Raw genomic sequence first — 23822 nt, forward strand, 5'->3', positions numbered from 1 at the left:
TTAGGTGGGGCCCGCAATTTCTAGCCAATTTCGCAACATGACTGTGGTGGAGTAAGTGCGCCGTAGCCGAAGGTCATCTGGGGGGGCGGTTTCCAGAGTGCCGGCACAGTTGAAGTAACGCGCTGAGGCCAGGTCTGACACCACGGCATTCTCGCTGCGCACCAGTAGGCAAATGCGAACCGTGACGACTTTTCTCCAGCGTTCCTGAGAGGTAAAAGCCGCCAAGACGTCGGGGTCGGGAGTCGCGAGGAGTTCATCGGCGCGCAAATAGCCGGCCACAGTTCGCGTTTGGCCGTCGGGGATCTCTACCCCATAGGTGATCTGCATGTCCTCAATGTTCTCGACTAAGGGTTGGGCTGTGCTGTCGATACCATTACCTTGGCAATACAGGCTGGGTGCGGCAGTAGCGGAGGATGAGTCAATATAAAACCGATTGTCTGCCACGAAATAGAACACATCTTTAAGCTCGGCAGAGAAAACGTCTGAACCGTAGCCAGCTGGAATTCCGGGGATTACGGCCTTAATCTTATCCAACGCATACCCAAGGCAGTCGGTCGGGAGCGGTGGGGTGGCGGTGGTGGGCACAGTATTGAAGTCATCTGCTTCGTAACTAAGCGCAATGGAGTCTGGTACAGCGATAACGGGATCAGGTACGGCGCAGACGAGGCCATCGAGACTGGTTGCCGCATTAATGTTGCTGAACGCTCCGTCGCAGCCACGAATGTTGTAATCGGAGAGCTCGAACGCTGGTGTAATTGATGAGTCGACAAACACAGGCAATATATCACCACCATATGTCAGACCAGAAGCTATCGGCTTCGTGTAGATAGGGTCTTTTACACTGGTGTCGAGCCGATTAGTCTGGTCGGGGTTGTTGCCCGCCATTCGTAACTGCTGGGTCAGAATCGTCAGTGCTGCCTGGCCATCTTCGTACATGCGCCCCTGGGCTTCGGCCATTTTTGCGGCCGATGCTGCGCCCGTGTACGCGGACAAAACCGCAACTAAAATGATCAATCCAAGAGCGAGGGAAATCATCAGTTCGATCAACGAGAAACCCTGAAGGTAGCGCGATTCCGGTGAGCGGAAGTGGCGTGTCATAGCTTAAATCTCACGTACAGACAACGCGGGTTGGGGGCAGTGCTCGCTACTCCAGTGGGGCAATTGTCGGAGGATGATGGATTGAGTGCGGCAAACGTGTCGGGCTCCTGCCACATAATCCACAGGTTGCCGATGCCGTTGCTGCAACCGCCGAGGTCGCACGATACGACAATACCGCCAGCAGGCAGTTCGCGACGTGCTGCGACTTGCATCTCATAGACGTCCCGAATGACCATGGTGTATGTATCGCATGTGGGGTAGTCGCAGAGCGAGAGCGGCGGCGCAGATATGTCCGATTGTGTACCGTCGTAACTACTGGGTTTCTCGCTGTAGGGGAAGAGGCGGTCAGGATTGGCCGGATTGGCAGGATTGGCCCGCATGCGTTCGACATAGTTAGATGCCAGGTTAACGGCGGTTGCACGGTAGCCCGCTAATTTTGGCATCTGTACGGAAAAAGTCATCATCGCAACAAGAGGCAGTACCCCAAGCGATAAAAGCAGCGTAGCGACCATGACCTCGATCAAAAAGGCGCCGCTTTGAGGATGACGATTCATAGCTGGTCTCTTCTTCTTAGTTATTGGGGCTAGCCACATGAGGTGGCCCCGTCGCCTGCAATTCGGGCGCGGCCGCTAAGGCCGATACACACCACGCGCTGCACTGTTTTGGCAAACATGCCATCACCGCCAAATGGCATTGTTGTCACCCCATTTAAGCTGCGCAGGCGTCCGGTCGCCGTAAAGCTGAATGTGGTGGAGGATGAGCTGTCGGGTAAGGTGCCCAGAATCGAATTTATCGCGATGATGGGTGCCTGCACGCGCAGCAGTGGGTCGCCTGTGCTTTTGGTCCCGCTATTGTTCAAGTCGTGAAAAATAATCCAGCCACTGACCCAGCCATTACCATCAAGGCCGAAGCCGCTGCCGCAAGCGGGAGTCGCCGCTTCCGGGGCGTCGCTACGACACAGCACAACACCTCCGCCGCGCCGAATGCCTTCACTGCGCGCATAGCGCATGTCGGACAGAAATGTATTCACGTTGCTGGATATCGTGACCTTCTGGACCATCCACTGGAACGATGGCACTGCCATCGTGATGAGGATGGCGACAATGACAACCACCAACATCAATTCGAGTAAGGTAAATCCGCTAGATTTATACATTGCACTCGGAATACATACAGTGAACCCCTCCGTTAAGACTGCCTTGTCCTGTTAGAAGAGGCTGTGACGTTGCCTCTTGCTCCAAGCAGATTGACTGTAAAGAAATGGGTGTTTCCTAGGCCCTAATGTAGACTCTTTCTCGCCCGGGGAACCGGGCTTCTACAAACTGCTCTCGTGGGTTTTAATACTTACTTCTACTACGCTCAGTCACAGAAATTGAATGCTTATACTCTAGATTGTCGTCAATCCCGGTACTGAAGGGATTCATCGGCTGTTATCCCTATTAGTCGGTGCGTCCCTGGCGTGTAGTTATCTACGATAGGTTATTTCAGCGCTTTTTGTGTGTTTTCATTACAAAAACACACAAATTTTGTGCCACAAAAAAAGCTGTGCAGTCATCCCGCACAACTTTCGGTTCCACCTCAACTTTTAAGCCAAGACGCTTACGTGGCAGCCAGCAAGGCGCTGATTGAGGCAATCACACCACCCAGTATACGACCAGCGCGCTTGTCAGTTTTCTGCATCAAAGCCTCATGGGCAAAGCCATAAAACACCATAAACGGCGCAATCCGTGAGCCACCCACGACCGTGGCCAGCCTGGCCAGTATGGCCAGCCTGGCCAGTATGGCAATCAGAATGCCAACCAGTATTACCGACAAGCTAATGCCGGTTCCCGTGCACGTATTCAGCGATGTCGATTTTGTCGACAATCAACAGGTCGGATTTGGTGATGCTGGGGCCGCCTTTGCGGGGATTTCGTCGCCGGCAGGTTCATAGAGGAGCCAGCAGACACAGGCACTCTACCCGTCACTTCACGCTGCGTAAGACGCGCATTCATGTGCGGCAAAAATCGTGCTACCGGGAGCTGTTAACAGCACCGGCTGGATTTCCTCATCAGAGGTTTTGAATGGTCGACATTCCACCGTCTACGCCCAATATCTGTCCCGTAATCCAGGATGCCTTTTCACTAAGCAAAAATGCAGCGGCCTCGGAGGTGTCCTCAGGCTTTCCATATCTTTTGAGCGGATGGCGTTGTTTACCGGCTTCTTTTTTCGAATCATTGCTGAGCAAGCGCTCCGCCATTGGCGTATCAGTCAACGAGAGCGCAATTCCGTTTACGCGAATATTGGGTGCAAACTCGGCACTCAACGCCCTTACCAGACCCTCTACTCCGCCTTTGGCTGCGGACACCGATGCGTGAAAGGTGAGCCCTCTCTGTACCGCGACGGTACTCAAAAGAACAACCGCTGCATTCCCGGCTTTTTTCATTCCCGGCAGGCAAGCCTGAATGGTATTTACGGCGCCCAACAGGTTGACGGTAAAGTCCTCAAGAAAATCTTTGTTGCTCAGTCGGTGAAAGAGTTTCAGATTAATGCTTTCGCCCAAATACGCCACTCTGGGAAGCTATCCCCGCCGTGGTGAACAATCACCTCTACGAGATTAAGTCACCCCTGATCCTTCAACCCGGGCCAGCTGCGCTGACGGATGGGCTAGACGCGTTGTGTGAGATCATTGACCAGGTGTGAGGACCTGGCCATTCCCTGGCCCCCGAGCAACTGCGCGCTCTTCGAACCGACGCTGAGCTACAACCTGCGGATATCAGAAGCGTTGCGGTGGTCGCCATTGGTAAAGAGTTTGATGTTGAAATCTGCGTGCGGCGATTCGGGTTTTTCCTCTAAAATCGGGACTAATTCAACTTGGAGGATCCTCAGAAAATAAATCTGTCCCGGTTTCTCGGTCCCGGTTTCTCGTGGGTTGCCTGGCGCCAAACCCACCCGAGATGTCATTTCAAAAAACATCTTCTTTACGCAATGAAACATATTTGCACTATCTAACCATGAATTCCCTGTAATAAAATAAACTCTTTAACGTAATGATGAACAAGCAAATTTTCGTCGTATCCCCAGACTGCCCCCCTCACATAAAATAGGTTTTCGATGTTAGAAAGCAGTTACAACGAAGTGTTAGTTGCCTGTTCCATAATAGTTGCCATTCTCGCATCCTATACGGCCCTAAACATGGCCAGCCGCGTAACCAGCGCCTCAGGAAGAACGGCTGTACTGTGGCTTGTTGGCGGTTCCTTCGCCATGGGATTTGGCATCTGGTCGATGCATTTTGTCGGCATGCTAGCCTTTAGCCTTCCCATTGATCTGGGCTACAACGTTCCCCTGACTCTGCTTTCGTTGCTCATTGCCATCGCTTCCTCTGCGCTCGCACTTTATCTGGTCTGTCATGACAAGTTGCCTTGGAGTCGCCTGCTGTCCGGCGGTACTCTGATGGGTCTGGGCATGGCTTCTATGCATTATATCGGCATGGAAGCCATGCTCATGAATCCTTACATTTTTTATGTGCCTTGGCTGGTGGGGCTATTCATCATTATCGCCATTATTGCCTCCGTGGGAGCCCTTTGGCTGGCTTTTCGCCTGCGCGAGGAAGCAAAGTGGGCCACTTTTAGCCGCATGGGTGCGGCTCTGGTTATGGGCTGCGCCATCATCGGAATGCACTACACGGGAATGGCCGCCTCCAGGTTTCCCCTCAATAGTTTCTGTGGTGCAGCTAACAGCGGTATCGATACAAAATGGTTGGCCGTGCTGGTCATCATTGTAAGCCTCGCGGTTTTCGCGATTGCTCTTATTGTGTCAATGCTCGATGTACGCACGAACCGCCTGTCCAATTCGCTCGATGACGCCAACAACGAACTGATCAAGCTGGCCCTGCATGACAACCTGACCGGCTTACCAAATCGTGTCCTGCTGGGCGATCGGCTGGAACAGGCGATACATCGAGCCGAGCGAAACGAAAGTGAGTTTGCCGTGCTATTTCTGGACCTGGACGGCTTTAAGGCTATCAACGACATGCACGGGCACCATGTGGGCGACCTTTTGCTAAAAGAAGTCGCGCACCGCCTTCTGGTGAACAAACGTGAAGGGGACACGGCTGCAAGGCTTGGCGGAGACGAATTCGTTCTGTTGCTGGAGCCCTGCACACCGGGAATTTCCGCCGCTTTTGCACAGCGATTGATTGATGCAATAGAACAGCCATATGAGGCCTCGAATAATCTCCTTCAAATATCAACCAGTATCGGTATCGCCATTTACCCCCAGGACGGTCAGACCGAACATGAAGTGATGGTCAACGCCGACGGCGCCATGTACCACGCAAAAAAACAGGGTCGCAACGGCTACTGTTTTTTTGAGCACGGCATGAACGCCGATGTGCACCTGCAAATGCAGATGCAACAGAACCTGCGACAGGCAGTCGATCGCAACGAGCTGGTTTTGCACTACCAACCCAAAGTGATCGCACCGAACGGCCCTATGGCCGGACTGGAAGCATTACTGCGGTGGCAAAGCCCTGATTACGGTTTTCTGTCGCCAGACCGCTTTTTGCCGTTGGCCGAGAGCTCAGGGCTGATCGTTTCCATTGGCAATTGGGTCATCAACGAGGCCTGCCAACAAATGAAAATCTGGTACGATCAGGGTCATCGGGACTGGAGTATCGCGGTAAATCTCTCCGCTGTTCAGCTGGAACACGACAGCTTGCTGGACGTCGTTCGTTTGGCGTTAACACAACACTCCTTGGCACCCTCACACCTGGTGCTTGAAGTCACCGAGTCGACTGCCATGCGCGATGCCGAGACCAGCCTCAAAGTGTTAAACGAACTGTCTGCTCTTGGTGTGTCTATTTCCATCGATGATTTTGGCACGGGTTACTCAAGCTTGCTCTATCTGAAACGCCTGCCAGCCAATGAGCTGAAAATCGACCGCGGCTTTATTACCGAGTTGGCCCAGGGCAACGATGATGAAGCGATCATAAAGGCAATCATTGCTCTGGGTAAGACGCTGGGAATGACGATTGTCGCAGAAGGTGTTGAAACATCAGACCAGCAGGAGCTGCTGACGCGGCTGGGCTGCGATACCTTGCAAGGCTACCTGTTAGCCAGGCCCGTCGCACCCGATAAATTACTCGAAACAATTACTCACCTGTCCAAACGCGCCGAGCCAACTCCCGTTACTACTTAACCCCGGTTGGCGGATTAACAACCCATTCCGGATCTTCAAACTCACCAAAGGGCCGGATTTCACAGAAAGGCGCCGCACTGCGGATAATCTCAACCACGTCGGAATTGTCTTGTGATTCCATCGCATCTCGGCTGGCTTTACTATCCCAGTGCGCAATGGCTATAAGTGTATCCCGATCACCAATTTTGCGGTGCAACTCCGTTCCCCGTGCGCCCGGGGCACGCTGAATCAACTCACTTGCGCGCACCCAGGCATCCGCATAATCCTCGGCGGTATAGCCCTCCCTGATCTGCACTTCGAAGATGTACTTCATGCATGCCTCCTCTATCGGTAGGGGTAATCCACAAGCGAAGCCATTTCAAAGACCTCGAGGCTGACGCTACTCCACGGTTTGACCTTTATCAAGCAACCCACCTTGACTAGGGCTCTCATCACCTTATAACATTTAACATTCATTTTAAATACTCGTTAAAAGGCGACCTCATGCTCTCGGAACATACCATTGCAATCGTTAAGTCGACGGTGCCTCTACTGGCCGAAAATGGCCAAGCCATTTCCCAGGATTTTTATAAAAGGCTGTTCGCCAATAACCCCGACCTGCAGCACATATTCAATATGGCCAATCAACGCAACGGCAGCGGTGGCCAATCATCCGCTTTGGCAGATGCCGTTTTTGCCTATGCCAACAACATTGACCAGATTGACGTGCTGGTACCCGCCGTAAAGCGGATCGCCAGCAAGCATGCCAGCATTGGCATTGAGCCCAAGCACTACCCGATTGTAGGGGAAAACCTGATCGCGGCTATTCAGGATGTGTTGCAGTTGCCAGACAATCACGAAGCACTCATCGCATGGGAAGAGGCTTACGGCGCGCTCGCACAGATTTTTACCGACACTGAAGAAAGCATGTATAGCGAAAAGGCCACTCAACCGGGTGGCTGGCGCGGATTTCGTCCCTTCACCATTGAGCGAATTGTTGCAGAAACACCAGACGTTAAATCGTTTTACTTCAAACCAACCGATGGCGGCGCTATTTGCTCGTATTCCGGCGGTCAGTATCTTGGCATCAAGCTGGCCGGAACCGGTGACAGCTATGACGAAATCCGCCAGTACTCACTGTCGTCGTGGGGTGCAGGGGATTACTACCGCATTTCGGTCAAAGCCGAAACTCACGGGGCGGCATCGCAACAACTCCACCAATGTGTTGTCGGTGATACGGTTGAACTGAGCGCGCCCAATGGGCAGTTCCTGCTGAACAATAACGCTCCGAAGCACGTCTTTATTTCCGGCGGCGTTGGCATCACGCCACTGTATAGCATGTTGAAAGAAGCGCTGGCATCCGGTATTCCGGCTGAAAACGTCCAGTTTGTTGAATGCTGCCGCAGTGCCGAGCACCAAATCTTCCACGAAGAGCTAACAGAGCTGGAAAAGACAGCCGGGCTGAATCTCAAGCGCGCATTTGAGTTTGGCGAAGGTGCGGACTGGGTTGGGTACTTATCCGCTGATATTCTCAATACATGGCTGACCGACAAAACGGCTCACGTTTACTTCTGTGGCCCTATGCCCTTTATGGCGTCCCTCAAGGGCATACTTAACAGCATAGGATTCACCGACGACCAGTTGCACTACGAAGTATTTGGGCCAACAACCGAATTGCCTACAGCCCACTGACGTTATAAAGCCATTGCCGGCGCGGCTCAGACTTCAATCATTCTGTCTGCAACGGATCATAGTCAGGTTGGCCGGTATACAGACCAAAATCTGTCCATAATGTGGTGCCATGAAAGCGCACGCCGTCAATGCGAGGCCTTCCGTTGTACGATGAATGTCCCCAGCAAGAATAACCACATCTGCGGCCACATCAGGCAGGTCGCGACCTTCCTGAAAACACTCAATGTGCAAATCCGACAGTATTCGCAAGCGCACAATCTTATCTCCCTGAAAAACCTGAGTGGATTTTTTTCTCAGGACTTAGCCTACTCGGTTTGACGCGTCCGGATCGATAGTCCTTTCTGATTCACTGGACCTATTCCTTCAAAATCTGATACCGGGCACACGCCTTGTCCCGCTCGCGCAAAAGACGCACATCCGGATTACCAATAACCGCAGCGATCAGTGAGTTGCAATCCTGCCTTGCCAAAAACAACTCGGATGGAGGCTGGTAAACACGCTGAATGCCGGTGTCTGAGTTCGTTTTTGTACCCGCTGCTTTAGAAGCAGCTTTTGGTTGAGCTTGAATTTCGGGTTGGCGAAGCACCGGCTGCTGGGGCCTTTCGACCAGTTGGTCAGAGGCGTGTCGCATGCCTATCGCCGCGGCGTCCTTAGCAAAATCCGAAACGGCGTTCATCATGATCGCCGCGACCCCTAACACCACAACCGGATAAATCACGATCTTGAAAAACCATTTGCTTGATCGCCGGGGCGGAGCGCCGTAACGTTTCGCCACCAACCCTCTCACATGACGAGCGTGCGACTGATCAGTAGCCAATGATGCCTTCAGGCAACCGGACGTCACCTTTTCCCGCGCCTCTGCCACCTGCTCCGGGCTCAGCACAAAATCTTTTTTCGATTTGATATAACGAACATACCCGAGGCCGTGGGTAACGTTCTCCGGCAGAGGTGTTTTGAACGTACTGCCGACGACGAAAACCACCACCGAATGCACCTGCTGATCGCCCAGCCCGAGCAGCGCTTGCAGTGTTTTCACATGCTTGTAGTTCTGGTGCAAAGGATTTTGGAATTTGTAGCTGGATCTGAAAATCTTCTGTGTCCAAAAAGGCTGCGTGGCGCTGCCGAAAATCCAGCCTTTCATATTCTTGGTTTCCACCACAAACACGCCAAACTCGGAAACCAGAATGTGATCAATCTGCGTGGTGCCATCCTCGGTGGGAAGGGTTACGTTTTTGATCAAGTGGTAGCAAGACTTGTCGAGAAAAAAACGAGCCGAGAGATTAACCAGGAACTCCCCAAGCTTACCTTTGAACCAGGGGGTTTTGACGACGCCGGCAATGATGAAGATGGGTATCAAGTACCAAAGCACCGCAACCAACGGCTGGAACATGGGGTTAAAGTCCATTTAGCGGGAGTCCTTGTGGTATTGCTTTAACGGGGCTAAAAAATCAGGCCAAGTATTCCACACCAGAGTCAGAAAGCTTCAGAAATTTCGCATTCACAAGCTCGTTAAGCTCTTTCTGAATCGCCATGTCATTGCCCTGAATCTTGAGCTGCGCGGCAATGTGGTTTCGTAAGCTAGCCACCTTCTGCGGCCGCTTTTCTTTCTGCATTGATGACAGATTTTTGATGAGTTTCTGAGGCTCGCCCGCAGCGCCGGTGATTTTGACCTGTTTACATGACCGTCCGCTCGTCTTGATGTGAGCAATCAGAGGCGAAAAACCGGTGTCATTGCTGATCACCTCGAACGCTACGGAGCTCTCTGCCTGCGCATCAAATTTGCCAAGGTAATAGGCAAGATGGAAATCCAGATTATTGGCCTGTGAGTCCTTCACCTGAACCACCACAAGGTTGATCGGCTTGTCATACTTTGTGTCGGTGAAGTCCAGCCTGGGCTGCCTGGCGCCAAGGAACACGATGACGCGCTCATAGCCGGAGAGGTCAACTTTTCCCAGACTTCCAACGTTTTCGTAGTCAATGAAGGCCCATTTCATATTTTAACGTCCTCTGTGTTAACGCATTGTGCCACGGCAACGTCGGAAACACAGTTCAAGAAAATTCACCCGAAAAGTAAATCTGTCCTGTTTTTTTCATCCTGTTTTTGGTCGACACCATAAACCTTCTTGAAAAGGCCGGGCGGGCATTCATGGCCATCCTGCTGACAGCGTCATTGAGTGAAAGCTGATCAACGGCAAGCCCCATAAAGAGCGGGAGAAGGAAAAGCTTACTCAGGAAGTCATCACGAACGAGTAATGCTGTTTATATATAAGGGGTATCCTCTTAGCTCCACAGACCACTATATGTAGTATTAGCTCTAATGCTGCTCACCACTTATAAACCAATTTTTGTCATTATCTGACTGGCTGAAATCGACACTAACCTGTCTCACACCTCTGGCTAAAACGTGCTGTTAATGAGGTTGCTGCGCCCCTGATAGCGGACACACCGCGTATCGAAAGGCGATGACTGGAGTATCTACTAAGCGGCCACGCCACTGATGAGATTCTAGTATCTCGGGGCGAGAGCACCTGACACATAAAACCCTGATGCCCTAGCGCCCCGCACTGGCTATTGCCGACTCTCATCGGACAAAGTAAGCACTGGTTTTGCCAGTTCTGAACTTGAGCTGAAATAGCTTGGCACAGTTATATTTCTGAACGATGGTGCACATCTGTGTAAAATCCAACTTTACCAGTGTTCAACGGGAAGCCCCCCGCTACGCTATGATTTATCCTGATATAGGCCTGAGGTCAGGCTCATAGTCGATCTCCAAGGACGTCATTATCTATCCAATACTGCGTACATTGATTTTCTGCTCAGCACTGTTCTTTTTCACATGGATGTCTCCTGCCGTTGCAGCACCCTCAGGGCAAGAGGATATTGTTGATCTGCAATTGCGCTGGCATCACCAGTTCCAGTTTGCCGGCTACTATGCTGCCGTTGAAAAAGGTTTCTACAAGGAGGAAGGGTTACAGGTTCGCCTCCATGCCGGAGATCCTGAGCATCAGCCGGTGTCTGAAGTTCTATCCGGGCGTGCCCAATATGCAGAGGGTAATAGTGAAGTCCTTTACCAGCGCCTACAGGGGCAGCCACTCGTCGCTCTCGCCGTGATATTTCAGCACTCTCCCTCTGTTCTACTCACTCTCAAGAGTTCCGAGATCAGTTCTGTGCACGACCTCATCGGCAAAAACGTCATGCTGGCGAACTCAGATGAAGACGCCGATTTTTTGACCATGCTGCTCAACGAAGGTATCTCGTTCTCGCAGCTCAACATCATTCCGAGTAGCTATCAGCTTGATGACCTCATCTCTGGCAAGGTCGATGCGTTCAACTCCTACACCACCAACGAGCCGTACTTTCTAAAACTGCACAACATTGCGTACAACATTATCGATCCGGGTAGTTATCGGGTTGATTTCTACAGTGATATTTTGTTTACGTCCGAGGCTGAACTGCGCGACCATCCAAAACGGGTCGAGGCGCTACGCCGCGCGACGCTGAAGGGCTGGCGTTATGCGATGGACAACCCGGAAGAAATTATCGATCTGTTGATCACTAAGTATCAGGTCGATAAGACCCGCGATCATCTGCGCTTTGAAGCCGCTGAAATGCGCAAGTTGATTTTCCCCGACCTGATCGAAATCGGCCATATGAATCCGGGACGCTGGCAACATATGGCCGAAACCTTCGTTAAAGCCGGGCTAGTCTCGGAATACGACGATCTTGATGGCTTCATGTTCGACGCCAACCCCAGTCGTTTGCCCGTTTGGGTGCTACCGGTACTTATCGCAGCACTTCTATTGCTAGCCGCGGCTGGGTCCATCGCCTATTACCTGCACCGCTTTAATCGCCGCATGGCTCATGCTCAAGACACGCTAAGAGAGAGTGAGGAGCGTTTCAAAGCACTCAGTGACGCCTCTTATGGCGGCATCGTCATTCACAACAAAGGACTGATTCTCGAGTGCAACCAGGGCTTATCCGATATCACTGGTTTCAGCTATCAGGAGCTCGTCGGCATGAACGGTCTCGGGCTCATCGCGCCAGAATTTCTCGAGACCGTACTGGACAATATTCAGAGCGGCTATGACCGGAGTTACGAAGTTGTCGGCGTGCGCAAGGATGGCTCGAAGTACCCCCTGGCCATTAAGGGAAAGAATATCGTGTACAAGGACTACGATGCACGGGTCATCGAGTTTATTGATATCACCGAACGTAAAGTCGCCGAAGAGCAACTCAGACTAGCGGCCAGCGTGTTCACCCATGCACGTGAAGGCATAATGATCACCGACAGCAGCGGTAACATCGTCGAAATCAACGACACCTTCAGCCACATCACGGGCTATAACCGCAGCGAAGTACTCGGCAAAAACCCACGATTACTCAAATCAGATCGCCAGAGAAAAGAGTTTTATACCGACATGTGGGCCTCATTGCTCAGCAAAAAACACTGGTATGGAGAGCTGTGGAATCGGCGTAAAAACGGTGAGTTATTCGCCGAGCTGATGACGATCAGCGCAGTCTCAGATGCCGATGGACAGACCAAGAATTATGTGGCTTTGTTCTCTGATATCACGCTGATGAAGCAGCACCAGCAACAGCTCGAACATATTGTCCATTACGATACTCTCACCAATCTACCCAATCGTGTGCTGCTGGCAGACCGCCTTCTTCACGCCATGAGCCAGAGTGAGCGACGAGGGCAATCGGTGGCCGTCGTTTACCTTGATCTGGACGGCTTTAAAGCCGTCAATGATGCCCATGGACACGAAGTGGGTGATAAATTGTTGATTATGCTTTCACAGCGTATGAATGAGGCTCTACGTGAAGGAGACACGCTGTCACGCATCGGCGGTGATGAGTTTGTCGCTGTGCTGGGTGATTTGGAGATGATTCAACATTGTGAGCCAGCGTTGAAGCGGCTGCTTCTTGCGGCGGCTAGCCCTGTCACCGTAGGGCGCGTAACGTTACAAGTATCCGCCAGTATCGGGGTCACGCTCTACCCGCAGGACGGTGCCGATGCCGATCAGCTCATGCGTCATGCCGACCAGGCGATGTATGTTGCCAAGCAGATGGGCAAGAACCGTTACCACCTGTTCGACGTCCATCACGACGAATCGGTCAAAACCCAGCGCGAGAGTATCGAACATATCCACCGAGCCCTCGATGACGATGAGTTCGTGTTGTATTACCAGCCCAAAGTGAACATGAAGACCGGTGCGGTGATCGGTGCCGAAGCCTTGATCCGTTGGCAGCATCCTGAACGTGGCTTAGTCCCGCCCGGAGACTTTCTGCCTATCATTGAGAATCACCCAATAAGCCTGGACATAGGGGCATGGGTGATCGATACCGCCTTGTCGCAAATGGCCGAATGGCTCGCTATGGGACTGAATATCCCCGTCAGCGTCAATGTGGATGCCCTTCAGTTACAACAGCGAGGCTTCGCCGCCAAACTGTCAGAGGCACTGGCCAGGCACCCGGAAATAAAACCCTGTTGGTTGGAGCTGGAGATACTGGAAACCAGCGCTCTGGGTGACATGGCCGACGTTTCAGCCATCATGCTCGCCTGCCGCGAAATTGGTGTGAGCTTTGCGCTGGATGACTTCGGTACGGGTTTCTCCTCGCTGACATATCTCAAACGCTTGCCCGCCGATCTGCTGAAGATCGATCTGAGTTTCGTCAAGGACATGCTAGAGGACCCGGATGACCGTGCGATCGTGATGGGTATCATTGGCTTGGCTGCGGCCTTCGATCGTCAGGTCATTGCCGAAGGAGTGGAGACCACGGCCCACGGAACTCAGTTGCTAGCGATGGGCTGCGAGCAAGCTCAGGGTTATGGAATTGCACGGCCGATGCCAGCAGCTGAGATCCCCGCATGGGTAGCTCAGTGGAAGCCAGATGCCGCTTGGAATGGATGAAGGCTCATTCGTCGAGCAGGCAGCCTCAGAGAGGACACTCAAAGGACGTGTACGGCTAGTTTATTGAGTGCTGCAGAGTTATTCGCAATTCATCCCCTATGGCTTTGCCGTGGACGGCCATTAGCTGACGGCTAAAGATTCAGGGCTCTTAATGACCGGTTTGTCGCAGCTCTTGCCGTTACCGAACACTCAGAACAGTGGAACCAGCGTCCGCTGCTATGTTTCTGGCTAGCAAGAGCTGTTGCTGTAGCCACAGACCTTAAGTGCCTCCTTTGGCCGACCACTGACGTTAGACAAGTTCTTTTTAAGTGTCGGCTAGGGGCCGTAAGGAGACAGTCGGCACTGCAAAGTGTGCTTTGTCATGATATGCGAAGTTGGATTTGACCTAATACTACTTATAGTGGTCTGTGGAGCTAAGGGGATACTCCTTTTATATATACAGTCTTTATTGGTATTGTTTGCCTCTTCAACTCTATATGACATGGCACCTGCAAGGAGGCAGCAATGAGCAATAAACTGATCCGCAACAGCACCGCCGAGTTTTTGATTTTCACCGGCCAATCGGGCGAGCAAAGCATCGAAGCACGGTACGAAGATGAGTCGATCTGGTTGACACAGAAGCTGTGAGGACTACTTTGAGCGCCTGCTGGAAGAGATTCGTGAAATCCGGCTTTCGGAGCGGCGCTTCTATCAAAAAATCACCGACATCTATGCCACCAGCATGGATTACAACGGGCAAGCGCCGACCACCAAGGCCTTCTTCGCCATGGTTCAGAACAAGCTGCATTTTGCCATCCACGGCCATACGGCTGCCGAACTGGTTAAGCTGCGCGCCGACAACAGCTGGCTAAAAATCAGAACGGTGGAAGGTTTGAGTGGTCTGGCAGAGATCTATCCGAATATTTGCCAAGGCAAGCTGGCCGCAGACGAAGGCGTTATCGTAGCACTCACACCGTCATGCTGAGCCAGAGCGCCTAATGGCTCATCCCTTTCAATGATGCCCACCCGGCCCATGCGCGTGGCCGTGGGCTATCTCTTCCGGACTGGCGGCGCGTACTTCGATGATGTCGATATCGAAGGTCAGGGTTTTGCCGGCCATCGGATGGTTGTTGTCGATATCGGCAAACTTGAGGCCAACCTTAACAACGATCACGTGGCGCTGGCCCTGCTCGGTTTTCACCTGCGCGACCATCCCCGGCTTCCAGCGTTTGGCACCGATCAAATGCTTGATCGGCACACGCTGAATGGAATCGGCTTTACGCGGACCGTAGGCTTTTTCCGAAGTAATGGTGACACTGAAACTTTCGCCGGCGTCGCGACCTTGCAGGGCTTCTTCCAGGCCGCGGATAATGCCGCCGTGACCATGCAGGTAGGCGTTCGGCTCGCCGCCACGGGAATTTTCAACGACCTTGCCTTGATCATCACTGACACTGTAGTGAAACAAGACCACCTGATTCTTTTCGATTGGCATAGGATTCTCTGTGAAGGTTCAAAGTACGCCATTATAACCAACGGCGGCGCTGACTCCAGCGTCCGCTGCGGTCGACTGGCGCTCTGGATAACAACAGGGTGGTTGAACCGGGTTGATCCAAATTAAATGGTTACGCACCCTTTCATTGCCACGTTGAGATTTAGGCTCAGAGTTGACCAGGATTATCTGCTATGACACCTTTTTTCCCCTTGCACGCCGTGACCCAATGCATCACACTAAAACATGATCATAAGCTTCAAACACAAGGGACTTCGCCAGTTCTATGATACGGGCTCAACTTGTGGCATACGCGCCGATCATGCCAAGCGACTAGCTCGCATTCTGGCATTCATGGATCTAGCGACAGCCCCGGAAGATCTTGATATTCCCGGCTGGCGACTGCACCCACTCAAAGGCAAGATGGCGGGGTATTGGTCACTGACGGTAAGCGGCAACTGGCGGGTGATACTTCGCTTCAGCGGCCATGATGTTGAGCTGGTCGACTACCTCGACTATCACTGAACTGGAGGCAATTCATGGCTATGTATCAACCCCCTCACCCAGGTGAAACATTGCGCGAAGACGTGCTCCCCGAGCTCAAGCTTAGCGTTACCGAGCTGGCCCGCCGTCTTGGCATGGCGCGTGAGACGCTGTCACGCATAATGCATGGGCGCGCCCCAGTGAGCCCTGATCTCGCGGTTCGGCTTGAGCTGGCCGGCATCGGCAAAGCGCGTGTCTGGCTGGGTGTCCAAATGGATTATGATCTGTGGCAGGCACGTCACCGCGCTCAGCCACCCATCGAGCGCTTCGCAGCGGTCATGTGATGCTTGCCCCAGCGTTACCCTGGCGGGTAACGTCCCAAACCTACCGCTACCAATAGTGGTGAAATAGTCAGGCCAGGCATTCCGCGCCTGAATCAGACAGCTTCAGAAATTTAGCACTCACAAGCTGGTTAAGCTCTTTCTGAATCACTATCAGCCTGCAGCGTCCAAGACATTCCCAAAGCCAGCCCAGCTTTAATCAGAGTGGTAATTGTCACGCCAGTATCTTTGTCATCAAGTAGCCGGTTAACCACTGTGCGGCTGGTATGCATCCTCTGAGCCAGCTGGGTTTTGTTGACGCCGACATGTTGCATCGCCTGCTGGACCTGCCAAACGATCACCCGCTTCAGCGCTTCTGCTTCCACTTGCTCAAGCGCACCATCAGACTTAAGCAGGTCATCGAGAGAGCTGCCAACGTGTTTATGCTGTGTCATGTTCCCCGCCTCCTATCAGACAAGATTCTTCTTCCGGTCTCTCGCTTTTTCTAACTCTTGAGCCGGTGTTTTCTGAGTCTTTTTGATAAATCCATTCAGCAAAACCATATCGCCCTGAAACATCGTGAAGATGACTCGTGCAATCCGGCCGTTTGAGAGATCACTGCGCACCTCCCACAAATCTGAATCCGCTTTCCCGGAAAACCCCCTCACCAAGGGCATACCCAGTGGCCATCCATATTCCACGGTTTTCAAATCGATGCCGATTACCAAGCGATCATCCTTACTGAGATTAAGGAGCCATTCTTTAACCGGCTCACGCCCGCTGATCGTTCTATAAAATACGACGTTGACCGTCTTCTTTGTCATTTTGCACCTTCCATGGTCGCATTAGTGTACCTAAATAGGTACGAATAGAAAAGAGAAAGCCACGACGTCCGTTAGTTTTTTCCCTAAGTGTCAGCCTAGCTGACGAGTCGGCGATTTCGCCTGAATTGCACTAGCTGGGGCGGCATGGGAGCTGGTTCCTGTTTGAGCCGCCGGAAGCCATAATAATAGCTGTCCGTAATGCTTCGCATTGATACTTGAAATTATATGAGACGTATACTGGTTGGATTTTGATCACCAACCAATACATGCAGTCCGAGGTACCCCTGGAATGATTAAACTCCTTCGATGGCTCATCAGAACCACCGTATTTTTGTTGGTTCTGCTGGCAGGCCCCGCACTGATTGCGGCCTGCAGTACTCAGTCTGGCCAGAGCTGGCGTGACGCCGATCGCTCCAGCGCAGGCATTGCGCCACTGCCGGGCCAGACCGAAGAAGCCATTGTGCAGGTTTATGGTGCCCGAGCTTATAATTGGCGCGGCAATTTTGCGGTGCATACCTGGATTGCAACCAAGGCGCGCGGGGCATCCACCTACGTGGTTCACGATGTTACTGGCTGGGGTTATAAGCCGGTGCGGTCCCGCCCCGGTGAGCCGGATACCGCTTGGTACGGCAACCCGCCGATGTTGCTGGCAGATCTTCGTGGTGAGAAAGCAGGCGCCGCCATCATCAATATCCGGACAGCTATCGACGCCTACCCCTTCGCGAATGAATACAAAGCCTGGCCCGGGCCCAACAGCAATACCTTTGTAGCCTGGGTAATCCGGCAGGTACCCGAACTGAATGTTGCGCTGCCCAACACGGCCATCGGAAAAGACTATCTCGCTGACGGAGTATTTGCGAAAGCGCCCAGCGGTTCGGGCTACCAGTTCTCCCTCAATGGTTATTTCGGCCTTATGGCGAGTATCCGGGAAGGTGTTGAACTGAACATCCTCGGCCTCAATATGGGTATTGACCCACTGGCTTTGGCCGTCAAATTACCCGGCATCGGGCACATTGGCCTGCGCGACCCCTGGATGGATCGCTCGACGTGGCACAAAGCCCCGGTTATGGAGCAGGTTTCAGACACCAATTGACGGGGACAACATTAACCAGGCATAAAGCGCCCGCTTTGCGGAAAGCTCCTTGGGGTCAGGTCTTGCGCTTTGCCTCTCGAACAATCTGGCTTACGCGACAATAATGCAGGCTGAGACGATTACAACGAAATGGCAAGACAGGGGCAAAACACAAGACCACCTGATTCTTTTCGATTGGCATAGGATTCTCTGTGAAGGTTCAGGAACACACGTATCAGCATGAGGTTAAGGGCGCCTTCAGCAGCAGAGGCGATGGTTTGCCAATGTAGTAGCCTTGGGCAAAATCAACGCCCAGCTCCCGTAATTTAATCAGAGTCTCTTCGTCTTCGACAAATTCAGCAATCGTTTGCATCCCGAATGCGTTAACCATATTGGTCAGGCTTTCAACAAACACCTGATGGTCCGGATTCTTGTCCAGCTCCAGAATGTATGAGCCATCGAGCTTGACGTAGCTCAGGGGCAGCTTCTTGAGGTAGCTGAAGGATGAGAAGCCCACGCCAAAGTCATCCAGAGCAACCATGACCCCCATGGCATTGATTTCTTCCAGATTCGACCGAACCATCTGGAAGTTTTCAATGTATGCGGTTTCTGTCAGCTCCAGAATCAGTTGGCTGGGGCTGATTTGATATTTGCGAATCAGCGCAGTCAATATCTCCGGCAGATCTGCCGACTGCAGAGTTGGGGCTGACACGTTGACGGCAAAGCAAACGGGATCACCCTCAGCATTTTCAGCAGCCAGTCTCTGGATAGCACACTCCAGAACCCAGGTATCGACCAATCGGATCAGTCCCATACGCTCTGCTGCGGGAATGAATTCGCTGGGAAAAACCGGGTTGCCAAAGCCGTCCTTCAGCCTCAGAAGAACCTCATGATGGCTGATCTTGTTCTCCTTGAGGAACAGAATGGGCTGAAAATGCAGCTGGAACAGGTCGCCTTCGGCTAATGCGCGCTTCAACAGCGCCGTCAGGTCATGGTCCCGGCGCAAACCTTCCAGGTTGTTGTCGGCAGGGTCAAAGATTTGCCATTGGTTGGCGCCTCTTTTCTTGGCCTGGTACATCGCCATGTCTGCATGCACCACCAGTTCCTGCTCTGTGGTGCCGTGGTCCGGAATCAGGGCGGCGCCAATACTGACACTGTATTCGGTGGTGCGATCCTCGGCCGGGATGAGGACTTCGCCATTGAGCTGACTTGAGAGTTTGGCTAGCACAATTTGAAGCTGAGCCTGCGTGATGCCTGGGAGGATAATGGTGAATTCGTCTCCTGCCAGCCGGCTGATGGCATCGCTGGATCGCACATTGTCGGTCAGTGAATTGGCGATCTGAATCAGCACACTGTCACCGACCGCGTGGCCGTAAAGGTCGTTAATCTGTTTGAATCGATTGACGTCGATAAAGATGATGGCGCCCGTGTTTTCGGTTTCAAGAACCTTTGCTAAATCATGCTGGAAGGCCCGACGGTTTCCTATGCCCGTTAAAGGATCGTTATTTGCCAGCCATTCCAGTGCTTGTTCGTCCCGTTTACGCTGGGTCAGATCGACGCCGATAGCAAGAACGACAGACTGCCCGTTTTCGTTTTCGACCAGAGAGCAGGTCCAGTCTGCGTAGACAATGTGGCCCTGGTCGTTGGTGAAATTGGCATCGAACTGAATGACGTCACGCTTGCCATTTTGCAGGAGTGTAATTCTGCTGTCGTAGTCCGCACAGACGGCGTCTGATTTGAAAATCTGCTGGAACCTGGACAGTGGCTGGTTGAACTCTTTCTCAAACCGCGTGTTGGTGGTCAGGACGGCACCGTCCAGAGTGTGGGTCGCGATGAACAGATGTGAGCCATCGATCAATCGTTCGAGGAAAGCGCGGGAGCGGGAAATGACAGCGATCTGGTTTTTGAGAGAATGTTTTTTCTGCTCAACCTCGAGGTGCAGCGTTTCCAGTTCCTTGGTGACAAAACGTGTACTTTTCTCGAGCAGGGTGAGTTCGTCACTGAAATACCCCTGCCGCTCCCGTATTTTCTGCTGTGCTTGCTCGTACTCATGCTTTGGCAACAGATTAAGCGCCTCGACAACCGCAATCAGGCGTCGCAGCGGGCTTAGCATCAGCATGATAAGAATGACTTCGGCGATGATCAGCGCCAACACCCCGATCAACAGGCTGTTTTTTACAGAACTGACAAGGGTGTTGTATTGCCGGGTTTCGTCACTGATGGCCACGAAGTGCGGGGCAGCGCCCATCGCTTTAAAGCGAGTCAGGTCAAGCCTGTTGAAAAGAAGTCTTCGGGATTCATAGTCGAAGACCTGGTTACGACTGAGGATGTCGAACGATGCTATTGCTTCAGCTCCCTTGAGCTGCGCAAAGGTCTTTGGGAAGTTGCTTGCGGCCCACACTCGTTTGTTCCAGCTGTCAAGCGAGCGCTCGTTCCCGGTATCGCTACTGTCTGGGGCCTGGCTGTCGAGAAGAATTGCCAGTTCGTCGGTGGATACCTGCTGAAAACGTTGGATTACGTCGGCAATGTTCTGGCCAATCACCATCACGGCTTCGGAACCATTGCCCAGAACAAAGGGCTCGATAACGAACTGAGAGCAACCAAAGCCGCAGTAGAGGAAAGATTGGGGCGCTCCTGAATCGCTCGCTTGCACAAGCTGGTCAATTGCCTGACTCAAAGCCGCTGGGTCCCGAAAAAACACCGGGTTCATTGCTGAACCCAGTCTGTTGCCCCGTGCCGAATAGACCGCAATGTAATCGATTCCGGTATTGATGTTGAGTTTGAACCACTCCTGTTGCAGAAAGCGGTTCATTTCCGCCTGCTGATTATTCTCATCGGTCGTCTGTATACGAGGGGTCTCAGCGATCAGCTGGGCAAGTTGAGACAGGCGGAGGGCGTTATCCTCCAGCTGCTGGGCAATCACGAGCTGCTGGTGCTGATGTAGGTCTGTTACCCGATTTTCGTAGTTATCAAGTGTTTTGAAAACTTGTTGGGCGACCCAAGCCGCTATGATGACGATCAATACCAGGCTTAAAAATGTGACCGCCTTCCACTTGATGCTGACAAACATCGCTGTGCGCCCGTTTTTTAGAATTGAAAGGTTAGCGAGACGACATAATAGTTCCAGTGTTTACTGATGCTATCGTCTTCCATGCCGCTGTAGCTGGGCAGCCAGGCTGCGCCCTCGTTGAAGCTGGCCTGACCGGTGACTGTCCATTGCGGGTAGAACATCCACTTGCCACCCACACTCCAGCCCTTGCCATAACCCCGATAGCGATTGTAGGTCGAAAACAGCTTGCTGCCGGAGCGATCGTCTTTGTCGAGATAAAGCTCCTCATAGCGGGCGAACCATGCGGTGGTAAGCGTCGGCAGCCACTCAAGCTGCAGATAGTAGGCTTCGGTGGTGGTGCTCTTGTCATTGTCCACTCCTGCGAGCTGGAGTTTGAGATCACTGAACAGATTCATGTATTCAGCCGTGATCACCCAGTCGTTGTAGCTGTACTGGGCCGAAAGAATGGCAAACAGAGCGTCAACGCTGGCTCCGGTCACGTAGTTTTGCGGGTTCGCGGCAATATCTGCCTTGCCTGCAGTAGCCAGCACCATTTGTGCGTCTGAAACACTCAGGGGGTTATCCAGATCAAAATCCGCGTCCAGCAAACTGAAGCCAAGCTTCAGGCCTCTTTGGGCTGCCGGCACGAAATTCAGATTCAGGCCTATCACTGGCACATCGTCAAACTCGCCCTTAGGCACAGGGAGCCCGTAGAGGTAATATTCGAGGTTTTCACTGTCGATGCTCTTCTGACCGGCGAAGAGCTCCCAGCTCAGCTGGTTGTCCTGGAACAGCAGGGAGCCGTATAGGTTGATGCCATCGGTAGACAGGATGGCATCCCTGAAAGAGTCAAAATAGATTGAATCTGGCACGTTAAAACCGGGCCGAGCGGAGGGTATGTCGCGAGTGGCGTTATAAAAGCCCACATTGTTTTTGACGCGGCCGAGACGAACACCGGCGGTCGTGCCCATATCGCTGTAAAAAAGGTAATCGGCCAGCAGGAAATCAATCCGTGCATCACCGTCGTCGGTCTCGTCTCGTTGTCGGCTGATTACTTGTCCTGCCAAGCGAAACTCTGGAGATATTTCGGTAAAACCGGTGATGCCGAGTTCACGGAACTTGACGGAACCGTTCAGGGAATCGGTTCCTGCGTAAGGATTGTCCGGACTGTACAGGTACGCCTGGTTCACGAATCCATGGAGCTCAGACGAGTTTCCCAGTTCAAGTGCGCTTGCCGGTGCCATTATCACTGCGGCCGTGACAGCCAGAACCATCGAGGAGAATTTGCTCATTGCTCCTTATCTCCCAGGATCACAATGTTTCCGGTGGGGTAGTCTGCGGAGGTATACCCGATTGCGCCGGGCGTGCTTTGAATCATTTCAATCATCTCAGCCTGAGAATTGACGACAGCTGGCGCTTTGCCTGTTCCGGTAAAAAGCATCCGGTTCCATATGCGATCGAGTTGGTGAGCTTGAATGTGCAGCCGACTAATGACGAACTCCCGGTGGAGCTCATTCTTGCTTGGTAGAGTAAAGACCTGGATAGCGAGGCCGTTTGGCCACTTTCGGATTTGCATAGCAAAAATCTGGCTCAGGTAGGCGAAGCCAAACGTGGTGATGCCTGCATCGCCATTGAGTATGACTTTCGGTGCCGAAAGGAGAGGTTGGGCAAAGGAAAACAGCGCGGCAAATGCGAGCACCCTACATCCTGTTCTCAAGTAACCGCAGTTAGTTCTATCCATAAAATCAGTTCGTTTCTGTGTGTACCTGGCAGGGCGACATCAAACAGCAGCTTTACCAATTTTTGCACTATCGCCGATGATAACCGAATTTATGGCCAAAAATTAATTTTTAATGTTTCTTCAGTCAACGAAGAAACCAAATCCGGCTTTTCTGGATGTACCCAAAGATTCCAGCGACAACAGTCAATGCAATAAGTAGGTTTTTTATAGTGAGTTCAGGCTCTTGGTGCAGCTGAGCAAGCAGCAAGAGATTCGAAAATTACGAGGCAAGATCAAGTGAGAAGGTGATCTCGATGAAATGCCGAGTACCGGATGATACTAGGGAAAGGTTACGGGGTCAGGTCTTGCGTTTTGCCTCTCGAACGATCTGGCTTACGCGACAATAATGCAGGCTGAGACGATTACAACGAAATGGCAAGACAGGGGGCAAAACGCAAGACCTGACCCCGGCACCGTACTGGGCGTCTACCTGCTACTTGGCGGAGATGACAACGGCCCGCTGGTGTATATCGGCGAAGGTGAGGACATTGGTGACCGGATCAAAAGCCATGACACCAAAAAGGACTGGTGGACGATAGTCATGCTGATAACCTCTGCGGCCAATAACCTCAACAAGGCGCATGTAAAGTACCTGGAGTCCCGCTTGGTAGAAGCGGCCCGCGCCAATATGGAGAATTTTCTCGAATATATCCTGATGGTATTGCCGGCGTTGCGTATCGACAGCTTTCTGGCCAATACCCGGCCCAAATCACCTGCTCGCATATCGCCGCTGGATAGCTCCGCCGAGAGTGCTCCCCCTACCTTCATGCTGAACACCCCCAAGCACGGTATCGAAGCCGCGGCAGTCGTCAACGGCCGCCCTGCCAACGGTACTATTGAATGGAAGCTAATCAGCGGTAAAACCTACAAGGAGTGGGAGCAGGAGAAGCTGGCTCAGGAAGTGAGCACGAATGAATAATGCTGTTTATATAAACAGCCTTTATTGCTATCGTTTGTCTGTGAA

Annotated in this window: 21 protein-coding genes and 2 pseudogenes; 9 read left to right on the top strand and 14 right to left on the bottom strand. The window is 52.4% G+C overall.

What is annotated here, in order from left to right:
• The 5 genes from MIH19_RS16155 to MIH19_RS16175 all read right to left on the bottom strand — a co-directional run bounded on the left by MIH19_RS16155 (window position 1) and on the right by MIH19_RS16175 (window position 3640).
• Window positions 1–1098: a PilW family protein gene (locus MIH19_RS16155; RefSeq protein ID WP_249005844.1), complete on the bottom strand. Its 1098-nt coding sequence runs from the start codon at window positions 1096–1098 to the stop codon at window positions 1–3.
• Window positions 1095–1652 carry a type IV pilus modification protein PilV gene (gene pilV / locus MIH19_RS16160; RefSeq protein WP_249005845.1) on the bottom strand — a complete coding sequence of 186 codons (558 nt, stop codon included), beginning with the start codon at window positions 1650–1652 and terminating at the stop codon, window positions 1095–1097. The genes MIH19_RS16155 and pilV overlap by 4 nt, the downstream gene beginning before the upstream one ends.
• A gap of 29 nt (window positions 1653–1681) precedes the next feature.
• Window positions 1682–2254: a GspH/FimT family pseudopilin gene (locus MIH19_RS16165; protein WP_249005846.1), complete on the bottom strand. Its 573-nt coding sequence runs from the start codon at window positions 2252–2254 to the stop codon at window positions 1682–1684.
• Between the two features lie 443 nt (window positions 2255–2697).
• On the bottom strand, window positions 2698–2913 hold the full coding sequence (locus MIH19_RS16170; protein ID WP_249005847.1) for a hypothetical protein: 216 nt from the start codon (window positions 2911–2913) through the stop codon (window positions 2698–2700).
• Between the two features lie 235 nt (window positions 2914–3148).
• The gene (locus MIH19_RS16175) at window positions 3149–3640 is read right to left on the bottom strand and encodes an SDR family oxidoreductase (RefSeq protein WP_249005848.1); all 492 of its coding nucleotides are present in this window, start codon (window positions 3638–3640) and stop codon (window positions 3149–3151) included.
• Window positions 3641–3645: 5 nt separating this feature from the next.
• On the opposite strand from MIH19_RS16175, the pseudogene MIH19_RS22545 reads away from it, so the two are divergent.
• Both MIH19_RS22545 and MIH19_RS16180 read left to right on the top strand, forming a co-directional pair.
• A pseudogene (locus MIH19_RS22545) lies at window positions 3646–3780 on the top strand (cobalamin-binding protein); the annotation flags it as partial.
• Window positions 3781–4191: 411 nt separating this feature from the next.
• Window positions 4192–6276, top strand: a complete 2085-nt coding sequence (locus MIH19_RS16180) for a bifunctional diguanylate cyclase/phosphodiesterase (protein WP_249005849.1) — start codon at window positions 4192–4194, stop codon at window positions 6274–6276.
• On the opposite strand, the gene MIH19_RS16185 is transcribed toward MIH19_RS16180, so the two are convergent.
• Complete coding sequence (locus MIH19_RS16185) at window positions 6269–6589, bottom strand: antibiotic biosynthesis monooxygenase (protein ID WP_249005850.1); 321 nt, start codon at window positions 6587–6589, stop codon at window positions 6269–6271. The genes MIH19_RS16180 and MIH19_RS16185 overlap by 8 nt on opposite strands.
• A 170-nt stretch (window positions 6590–6759) precedes the next feature.
• Here MIH19_RS16185 and hmpA point away from each other — a divergent pair, with 170 nt between their 5' ends.
• The gene (hmpA, locus tag MIH19_RS16190; RefSeq protein ID WP_249005851.1) at window positions 6760–7947 is read left to right on the top strand and encodes an NO-inducible flavohemoprotein; all 1188 of its coding nucleotides are present in this window, start codon (window positions 6760–6762) and stop codon (window positions 7945–7947) included.
• 355 nt (window positions 7948–8302) lie between these two features.
• On the opposite strand, the gene MIH19_RS16195 is transcribed toward hmpA, so the two are convergent.
• Both MIH19_RS16195 and MIH19_RS16200 read right to left on the bottom strand, forming a co-directional pair.
• Window positions 8303–9352 (bottom strand): nuclease-related domain-containing protein, encoded by a 1050-nt coding sequence (locus MIH19_RS16195; RefSeq protein WP_249005852.1) that lies wholly within the window; start codon window positions 9350–9352, stop codon window positions 8303–8305.
• A gap of 43 nt (window positions 9353–9395) precedes the next feature.
• Window positions 9396–9941: a PIN domain-containing protein gene (locus MIH19_RS16200; RefSeq protein WP_249005853.1), complete on the bottom strand. Its 546-nt coding sequence runs from the start codon at window positions 9939–9941 to the stop codon at window positions 9396–9398.
• A gap of 846 nt (window positions 9942–10787) precedes the next feature.
• Here MIH19_RS16200 and MIH19_RS16205 point away from each other — a divergent pair.
• Together MIH19_RS16205 and rhuM are read left to right on the top strand one after the other, a co-directional pair.
• Window positions 10788–13862 (top strand): EAL domain-containing protein, encoded by a 3075-nt coding sequence (locus MIH19_RS16205; RefSeq protein WP_249005854.1) that lies wholly within the window; start codon window positions 10788–10790, stop codon window positions 13860–13862.
• Between the two features lie 504 nt (window positions 13863–14366).
• Window positions 14367–14706 (top strand): annotated as a pseudogene (gene rhuM, locus MIH19_RS16210) (RhuM family protein); the annotation flags it as partial.
• Window positions 14707–14853: 147 nt separating this feature from the next.
• On the opposite strand, the gene MIH19_RS16215 reads toward rhuM, so the two are convergent.
• A complete protein-coding gene (locus tag MIH19_RS16215; protein ID WP_249005855.1) occupies window positions 14854–15333 on the bottom strand; it encodes a peptidylprolyl isomerase in 480 nt (159 codons plus the stop codon).
• A gap of 243 nt (window positions 15334–15576) precedes the next feature.
• Between MIH19_RS16215 and MIH19_RS16220 the strand changes: the two genes are divergently transcribed.
• Window positions 15577–15855 (top strand): type II toxin-antitoxin system RelE/ParE family toxin, encoded by a 279-nt coding sequence (locus tag MIH19_RS16220; RefSeq protein WP_249005856.1) that lies wholly within the window; start codon window positions 15577–15579, stop codon window positions 15853–15855.
• Window positions 15856–15869: 14 nt separating this feature from the next.
• Window positions 15870–16157: a HigA family addiction module antitoxin gene (locus tag MIH19_RS16225; protein WP_249005857.1), complete on the top strand. Its 288-nt coding sequence runs from the start codon at window positions 15870–15872 to the stop codon at window positions 16155–16157.
• Between the two features lie 128 nt (window positions 16158–16285).
• Here the strand turns inward: MIH19_RS16225 and MIH19_RS16230 are convergent, their stop codons facing one another.
• Complete coding sequence (locus MIH19_RS16230; RefSeq protein WP_249005858.1) at window positions 16286–16588, bottom strand: helix-turn-helix domain-containing protein; 303 nt, start codon at window positions 16586–16588, stop codon at window positions 16286–16288.
• A gap of 15 nt (window positions 16589–16603) precedes the next feature.
• Window positions 16604–16957 carry a type II toxin-antitoxin system RelE/ParE family toxin gene (locus tag MIH19_RS16235; RefSeq protein WP_249005859.1) on the bottom strand — a complete coding sequence of 118 codons (354 nt, stop codon included), beginning with the start codon at window positions 16955–16957 and terminating at the stop codon, window positions 16604–16606.
• Between the two features lie 289 nt (window positions 16958–17246).
• Between MIH19_RS16235 and MIH19_RS16240 the strand changes: the two genes are divergently transcribed.
• Window positions 17247–18050: a DUF3750 domain-containing protein gene (locus MIH19_RS16240; protein ID WP_249005860.1), complete on the top strand. Its 804-nt coding sequence runs from the start codon at window positions 17247–17249 to the stop codon at window positions 18048–18050.
• A 214-nt stretch (window positions 18051–18264) separates the two neighbouring features.
• Here MIH19_RS16240 and MIH19_RS16245 read toward each other — a convergent pair whose 3' ends face one another.
• The 3 genes from MIH19_RS16245 to MIH19_RS16255 are packed head-to-tail and all read right to left on the bottom strand — an operon-like array spanning window position 18265 to window position 22777.
• Window positions 18265–21099 carry an EAL domain-containing protein gene (locus MIH19_RS16245; RefSeq protein ID WP_249005861.1) on the bottom strand — a complete coding sequence of 945 codons (2835 nt, stop codon included), beginning with the start codon at window positions 21097–21099 and terminating at the stop codon, window positions 18265–18267.
• A gap of 17 nt (window positions 21100–21116) precedes the next feature.
• Entirely contained in the window at window positions 21117–22370 is a 1254-nt protein-coding gene (locus MIH19_RS16250) for a hypothetical protein (protein ID WP_249005862.1), read from the bottom strand.
• Window positions 22367–22777, bottom strand: a complete 411-nt coding sequence (locus tag MIH19_RS16255) for a substrate-binding domain-containing protein (RefSeq protein ID WP_249005863.1) — start codon at window positions 22775–22777, stop codon at window positions 22367–22369. The genes MIH19_RS16250 and MIH19_RS16255 overlap by 4 nt, the downstream gene beginning before the upstream one ends.
• Before the next feature lie 427 nt (window positions 22778–23204).
• Here MIH19_RS16255 and MIH19_RS16260 point away from each other — a divergent pair, with 427 nt between their 5' ends.
• Window positions 23205–23777 (top strand): GIY-YIG nuclease family protein, encoded by a 573-nt coding sequence (locus MIH19_RS16260; RefSeq protein ID WP_249005864.1) that lies wholly within the window; start codon window positions 23205–23207, stop codon window positions 23775–23777.
• Window positions 23778–23822: the final 45 nt, after the last annotated feature.

Source organism: Marinobacter sp. M1C (genome assembly GCF_023314135.1).
Classification (GTDB): Bacteria; Pseudomonadota; Gammaproteobacteria; order Pseudomonadales; family Oleiphilaceae; genus Marinobacter.

Coding starts and splice junctions, on each gene's coding strand:
- MIH19_RS16235 (WP_249005859.1), bottom strand. CDS start 16,957: ATGACAAAGAAGACGGTCAACGTCGTATTTTATAGAACGATCAGCGGG.
- MIH19_RS16180 (WP_249005849.1), top strand. CDS start 4,192: ATGTTAGAAAGCAGTTACAACGAAGTGTTAGTTGCCTGTTCCATAATA.
- hmpA (WP_249005851.1), top strand. CDS start 6,760: ATGCTCTCGGAACATACCATTGCAATCGTTAAGTCGACGGTGCCTCTA.
- pilV (WP_249005845.1), bottom strand. CDS start 1,652: ATGAATCGTCATCCTCAAAGCGGCGCCTTTTTGATCGAGGTCATGGTC.
- MIH19_RS16240 (WP_249005860.1), top strand. CDS start 17,247: ATGATTAAACTCCTTCGATGGCTCATCAGAACCACCGTATTTTTGTTG.
- MIH19_RS16215 (WP_249005855.1), bottom strand. CDS start 15,333: ATGCCAATCGAAAAGAATCAGGTGGTCTTGTTTCACTACAGTGTCAGT.
- MIH19_RS16195 (WP_249005852.1), bottom strand. CDS start 9,352: ATGGACTTTAACCCCATGTTCCAGCCGTTGGTTGCGGTGCTTTGGTAC.
- MIH19_RS16200 (WP_249005853.1), bottom strand. CDS start 9,941: ATGAAATGGGCCTTCATTGACTACGAAAACGTTGGAAGTCTGGGAAAA.
- MIH19_RS16225 (WP_249005857.1), top strand. CDS start 15,870: ATGGCTATGTATCAACCCCCTCACCCAGGTGAAACATTGCGCGAAGAC.
- MIH19_RS16185 (WP_249005850.1), bottom strand. CDS start 6,589: ATGAAGTACATCTTCGAAGTGCAGATCAGGGAGGGCTATACCGCCGAG.
- MIH19_RS16165 (WP_249005846.1), bottom strand. CDS start 2,254: ATGTATAAATCTAGCGGATTTACCTTACTCGAATTGATGTTGGTGGTT.
- MIH19_RS16155 (WP_249005844.1), bottom strand. CDS start 1,098: ATGACACGCCACTTCCGCTCACCGGAATCGCGCTACCTTCAGGGTTTC.
- MIH19_RS16230 (WP_249005858.1), bottom strand. CDS start 16,588: ATGACACAGCATAAACACGTTGGCAGCTCTCTCGATGACCTGCTTAAG.
- MIH19_RS16245 (WP_249005861.1), bottom strand. CDS start 21,099: ATGTTTGTCAGCATCAAGTGGAAGGCGGTCACATTTTTAAGCCTGGTA.
- MIH19_RS16205 (WP_249005854.1), top strand. CDS start 10,788: ATGTCTCCTGCCGTTGCAGCACCCTCAGGGCAAGAGGATATTGTTGAT.
- MIH19_RS16250 (WP_249005862.1), bottom strand. CDS start 22,370: ATGAGCAAATTCTCCTCGATGGTTCTGGCTGTCACGGCCGCAGTGATA.
- MIH19_RS16220 (WP_249005856.1), top strand. CDS start 15,577: ATGATCATAAGCTTCAAACACAAGGGACTTCGCCAGTTCTATGATACG.
- MIH19_RS16260 (WP_249005864.1), top strand. CDS start 23,205: ATGCAGGCTGAGACGATTACAACGAAATGGCAAGACAGGGGGCAAAAC.